The following is a 6,196-nucleotide window of genomic DNA, read 5'->3' as shown; positions in this document are numbered from 1 at the left end:
ATCTGCGGTAAGACCGGATGCTTTTAACGCTCGCTTTATCAGATCAATTTGCGAAGATTCGGTAGGAACAGTCAATCCTGCACTTGGTCCGACATGGTTCATCGCAGTCCCCTTGACCACCGCGAAAATTCTGTCATTCGAATCTAACGCGTCCGAGAGCCGCTTGAGGATAAGCACCCCTCCTCCCTCACTTCGGACATACCCATCCGCCGCCGCATCGAAAGGCTTGCAATAACCGGACGCTGAAATCACGTTAGCTTTTTGCAGTGCCAAGGTGGCCACTGGAGAGAAGATCAGGTTAACGCCCGAAATGATTGCCATCGAGGATTCGCAACTACGCAGGCTACCAATCCCAAGGTGCAAAGCCGAAAGCGACGATGAGCAAGCCGTATCCAATGAAATGGCGGGGCCTCTCAAGCCCCAAGTGTGAGCAATGCGGCCTGCGGCAGTATTCAGAACATTACCGGTGACAAAATACGCGTCACGCTCCTGCGCGCTACCGGCCATCTCCAGAAGTCGTCCGTAGTCATTGGAAGTAATGCCAACGAAGACCCCCGTACTCGAATCACGCAATTTCTCAGGATCGATACCGGCATGCTCAAACGCTTCCCAGGTCAGCTCCAATAGGCAACGTTGCTGCGGATCCAGAGACTGAAGCTCACGATGAGAGATTCCGAAGAAACGGCTATCCAAGGCGTACGGATCTTGAACATATCCACCCCGCATCTTTGCAGCGATATCCGGGTTGGAAATAGAATGGTCCACGCCTCCGAAATCAAAACATCTCGTGGAGGGTGGATCCATGATCACGCAGCGCTTGGCGACCACCGTTTTCCATAGATCCTCCGGACTCTGTACCCCGCCCGGCATACGACAACTCATGCCAACAATGGCGAAGCCTTCATCTGCAGATGATCGCAAGTCGTAGAGCTCTGATTGCAGCTTCTCAATTTTCAACAGCGCTGCTTTGACTACTGAAAGTTCTCCAGCCTTCGATACCATATCCCTGTCCTCTCGAAGCACTCTGAATGGCGCTGTTCCCTGCTCGGCAGTTGAAGAGCCAATCCCCTAGCTAAAGTCGTTCGAAATCGCTCCACTGACTTATTTCAGAGAAGTTAAAATCGATATTTGTATGAAGTTTCCCGCGCGCTCAACGACAACTGCGAATTAGCGTTTCAAGCCAAGCTTTGCAGTACCAGTGAAAAAATAACAAGATCAGCCACGACATGGGACATCCACGGAGCAAGCAAGCCACCTGAGCGCCAGCGCACCCACCCTTGGACAACTCCATAGAGCCCACTCAATAGCACGCCAGCCTTGCCTCCCGGAATACCTTGCCAATGCAGACAACCAAACGATACCGCCTGGAATAGGATGATCCAGCCTATCGAAACACCTGAAAAACTTAGTTCCTTGAATAGAATCCCGCGAAAAATCCATTCCTCAACAGCCGCATTTATGCAGTAAAAGGCCACGCCCGCAGGAATAATAATCCACCATGACAAATGAGGAATCATTGCAGTAAATCGAGAAAAATCAGGTGATACAATCGAATACCATACAAAGAGCCCCAGCGTGGCACAGCCCGCACCTAGAATAGAGTAGCTCCAGGTACTAGCCCGCCACTCTTCCTTCCCAGGCCACCACTTAAAGCCTGCTTTTTCTCGACGTTTAGAATCGATATACGCATAGGCCGCTATCGGCACTACCAATGGTACTGGCCAGGGAAGCTGAAAATATTCAACCCGAGATATCGCAGCAACCATGACGAACAATCCAAACAGACTATGGCTTCCCGCCTTCACTTTGGTGACTACCAAGCCCACCAAAATTGCTGCGCACGCCATCGACGTAAGTTGCCACCCCCCCTCTAAAAAAGGCAACACCGAAAAAATAATTAAATAATAAACAGTTATCATCAAACATACTCAGTTCGACTAGCAGCCAATATTCAATTTTAACGTGCACATCTGAGAATCACCGCGTGCAACACACGGCTATTCCCCACTTGCAATATCAGGTGGACGCTATGAAGCGGCTTCAGCAAAGGGTGTCATATCCGTCCAGACTTCATTAATGTGACTCAAACAAGCGTCTTTGGCCCCCTCGTATCCGACACTCTTCCAGCCTAAAGGTAATTCTTTATGCTTACTCCATATCGAATACTGTCGCCTTGCATTCACGACAACGACATAAACCTCTTTTGCCTCAACATCCATATTTTCACCCTCTGTTTACGATCAGAATTCCATAAACTCAAAGCAATAAGACCCCTCACCAATCAAAACGAATAACACCCGTTAAAAATTAGCCAATTCGCCTTTACCACTTCCATTTTTTTCACAGCACATGAAAGCACCACCTCTCACGCGCAGCGCCATCCAGATAACCCTGGATATATAACAGATAGAGCACTTCACACCCGACTGAAGCCGGAAGACCTCGGAGGCACGACTGACTAGCCCCGAAACCACGCCACCGAAGGGCCTCGGCCGGCTTGCGGCATGAACTGATCCGAGACGCCCTAATATTAGAAACCCTGCCGAATCCAAGAGACATGACATAAGTCATCGAACACGAACCTTCTCCGGAGATCAGATCGGCCTCCTATAAAAGACACAAGTGTATTATCCACCAAGAACAAATGACACGGAGCAAATTGATAAGAGACAGACACTCATCCACAAGCACAATATCGGGACGGTGAAAAAAATAATATAAGAGAGACTGACTGCCTCAGCGGAGCAATGGGGAGAGCACTGCTCCCGCAATAAGAACTCATCAGGATACTTGCTGGCGACCTGCACGGCCCTTGATGACCGCAAGATAACAGCAGTAGCTATAACCCGGCACAGACGTACCAATACATACGATTCGAAGTAGGCCAGAATTACCCTACCCCATACGAAAACATGGGAAAGACCCACCAGATCTATAGCCGGAATCCCACCTAGACACCGACTTGCTCCCTGTACTTGCAACATGAAGCTCCTGCCTTTTAGTCCATTAAGAGTGCAGCATCCAGGCCTCTTGCGTGCTGCGCCTGCAAGCGGCCATAGAAAATATGACACATCTCGAAATAGAAGTCTACGCGGATTGGATCCAATTTTTTCATTCGCGCAAAAAAAATTTTCTTCACTTGATCACCCTATCTCAGCGTGATAATAAGCTCCCCCTAATTTTTTTGGGTACTGGCGTTTTATTCAATACCTTGATCAATCTTTATACAATCTGCGATATATGGAAATTCCCTCAGATGAAAGATCACGACACAAGCAATCCTGTTTCACTCACCCATATCCTTTCTCACTGGGCAAGTACTAAACCAGACGCTACCGCCTATGTTTTTCTTGCTGACGGAGAGCATGAAACACATTCCATAAGTTATTCAGAGTTATTTCAACGCTCTGCTGGACTGGCCAAAAAGCTGCAAACCATTGGTCGTTTTGGCGACAGAATGCTCATGTTTTACCCTACCGGAATCGAGTTCATCGTGGCCTTCTATGGCTGCCTTCATGCAGGACTAATTCCAGTTCCTGCCTATGCACCAAAGAAGAACTCCAAGCAAGACCGCATTGACAAAATCATCGTTGACTGCAGCCCTGCAGCGATATTGGGAACCACTGATATCATTCATAGGCTCTCCGACTCTGATCATCCATTGGCCCTGAATGGTCTTCCTCCGTTATTAGCAACGGATTCTGAACAATACACCACCACTGACCTGTCTATTTCAGACAAAATCACTGGTAATACCTTGGCTTGCCTACAATACACTTCAGGCTCTACAGGGTCCCCTAAAGGGGTCATGTTGACTCATGAAAATTTCATTAAAAATCAACAATTCACGCAAAAAAACTGGCAGCACGACCACACTTCGGACTGGATGTGCTGGCTACCGCTTTTCCACGACATGGGCTTAGGCAATATTGTTCAGACCCTGTATCTCGGGTCCCGCTGCATTCTCATCCCACCAGAGACCTTCGTTCAAAAGCCAATCAGGTGGTTAAACGCCATTTCCCACTATGCGGCCCACACTAGCGGAGGTCCCGATTTTGCTTATGCACTGTGTGCAGACATTGCCACTGAAGAAATACCTGCCGATCTGGACCTGTCAAACTGGAAGGTCGCTTATAACGGTGCCGAACCAATAAACCCAAATAGCCTGCTCAAATTCACCGAAAAATTCTCACGCTTTGGTTTCTGCGCACAAGCCTTCTCGCCGTGCTACGGACTGGCTGAAGCAACGCTGGCAGTAACAGCGGTCCACAAGGGCCAGCCGGTTGAATCGATCAGTATTGATGTAGCTGCTTTCGCGGAAAATCGGGTGATCGTCGTACCCGATACCGCAGGTGGACGTGTGTTGGTGAGCTCAGGCATTTCACCGTCTGATGACAGCGTCAGAATTGTCGATCCAAACACATACGAATCCTTGCCCGAAGATGCCATTGGCGAAATCTGGTGCTGCAGCGGCGGCGTCGGACAAGGCTATTGGAATAACTCTGAAGCAACCCGCACCACCTTCCAGGCCACACTGACGTCTACATCAACCCCTCACTATATGCGAACAGGCGACCTTGGTTTTTTCCATGCCGGCCAGTTGTACGTAACAGGGCGCCTGAAGGACGTCATCATTATTCGAGGGAAGAATTATTACCCGCAAGATATCGAGTTTTCCTGTTCAGGCTGCCATCCAGCCTTGGTCCATGGCGGCACAACGGCTTTCGTGGATGGTGAGCAGTCCATCGACAAAGTGATCATCTTTCAGGAAGTCAAACGTACTCAAGTACGCGGGGCCGACTTCGAACACATACTCGCCCTGATCAAAAAAAGCGTCGCAACCGAGCACGGCCTGGCCTTACAAGCCATCTATCTGTTGAAGCCAGGCCAACTACCCAGAACCTCGAGCGGTAAGGTTCGCCGCGCAGAATGCCTGAAAAAACTTCGAGCCAACGAGGTCCTGTCGATCGCTCAATGGCAAAGCGGGCCTGCCACCCCTCCCCTTGCAGAAACCATTTACGAGGTGCCTGAAAGCAAATGCACAACGCGGCGCAGCCAAGCAGAAATCGACCAGTGGCTTGCCGAGACACTCACGATTAAATTTTCCATTAGTCAGGATGCAATCAAGTCTGATGCAAATTTCGCCGAGCTGGGGCTCGACTCGATAAACATTACCGTACTTGCGCAGTTAATGACTGAGTTCGCCGGGCGCTCCGTCTCGGCAACCCAGTTCTTCGATTACCCCACCCTCGGTGAACTGAGCGCTCACCTCGCAGACACCGTCCCATCGCAATCAAGAAAGCGCCCAGCCCAATCCTCCGCCCTCGATCAGCATCAATATGCAATCGTTGGAATGGCCTGTGACTTTCCTGGCGCGACATCCCTCGAGGGGTTCTGGCAAATGATTGCTGCGGGTCAACAAGGATTCGCTCCTCTGGCCACGCGATGGAGCGAAGTGGGAGGTTCCAAAGGTGGGGAAAATGCTCGAGCGGGTGTCATCGACGATCTATTTATGTTCGACGCCAGGTTCTTCCGCATTAGCGACGAAGAGGCGCGCTCCATGGATCCGCAGCAACGGTTGTTGCTTTCCACAGCCTGGGAAGCACTCGAACATGCCACTCTTTCACCGACAGAACTGGCGGGATCCGATACCGGTGTATTTATTGGCATCTCTTCCAATGACTATTCACGCGGCCTGCTCGATCACTCTGACACACCTTATTTCCTGACAGGTAGTGCGTTAAGCCTGGCGGCAAACCGAATTTCCTATGTATTCGACTTCAAAGGCCCGAGCCTGGCCATAGACACTGCATGCTCTTCATCCCTAGTAGCCCTGCACAATGCCTTGAACAGTCTGGCCAATCACGAGTGCGACCTGGCATTGGTGGGCGGGGTCAACGCGCTGCTTTCATCTCCTGTAGATGCCTCATTCAATAAAGCCGGAATGACCTCAAAATCCTCATCCGCGCGGATATTTGATGCTGCGGCTGACGGCTATGTCAGGGGGGAAGGCTGCGGGGTCTTGATCATCAAGCGCCTTTCAGATGCTCAGGATAATAACGACAGAATACTGGCCGTGATTGCGAGCTCAGCAATCAATCAGGATGGGCGCAGTAACGGGCTGACCGCACCTAATGGAGTTGCTCAGCAAAAAGTCATTCATAAGGCCCTCGACAGATCCGGCCTTACCGCAGAC

At 50.3% G+C, this 6,196-nt stretch carries 4 protein-coding genes; 1 reads left to right on the top strand and 3 read right to left on the bottom strand.

Annotated features, from left to right (window positions below):
• The 3 genes from JFU11_RS27880 to JFU11_RS27870 form a co-directional block, all read right to left on the bottom strand.
• Positions 1-1,002: polyketide synthase (locus JFU11_RS27880; protein WP_201062759.1), on the bottom strand; the 1,002-nt coding region annotated here is incomplete at its 3' end.
• A gap of 173 nt (positions 1,003-1,175) precedes the next feature.
• Positions 1,176-1,919, bottom strand: a complete 744-nt coding sequence (locus tag JFU11_RS27875) for a CPBP family intramembrane glutamic endopeptidase (protein ID WP_201062758.1) — start codon at positions 1,917-1,919, stop codon at positions 1,176-1,178.
• 108 nt (positions 1,920-2,027) lie between these two features.
• Complete coding sequence (locus tag JFU11_RS27870; protein WP_201062757.1) at positions 2,028-2,219, bottom strand: MbtH family NRPS accessory protein; 192 nt, start codon at positions 2,217-2,219, stop codon at positions 2,028-2,030.
• An 815-nt stretch (positions 2,220-3,034) separates the two neighbouring features.
• On the opposite strand from JFU11_RS27870, the gene JFU11_RS27865 reads away from it, so the two are divergent.
• The coding region (locus tag JFU11_RS27865; RefSeq protein ID WP_201062756.1) for a beta-ketoacyl synthase N-terminal-like domain-containing protein at positions 3,035-6,196 on the top strand (3,162 nt) is incomplete at its 3' end.

This window comes from Pseudomonas sp. TH37, assembly GCF_016650735.1.
Lineage (GTDB): Bacteria > Pseudomonadota > Gammaproteobacteria > Pseudomonadales > Pseudomonadaceae > Aquipseudomonas > Aquipseudomonas farris.
This window is presented reverse-complemented; position numbering and strand designations above follow the sequence as displayed.

Excerpts from the sequence above, each read along its gene's own strand:
- JFU11_RS27875 (WP_201062758.1), bottom strand. The coding sequence starts at position 1,919 with ATGATAACTGTTTATTATTTAATTATTTTTTCGGTGTTGCCTTTTTTA.
- JFU11_RS27870 (WP_201062757.1), bottom strand. The coding sequence starts at position 2,219 with ATGGATGTTGAGGCAAAAGAGGTTTATGTCGTTGTCGTGAATGCAAGG.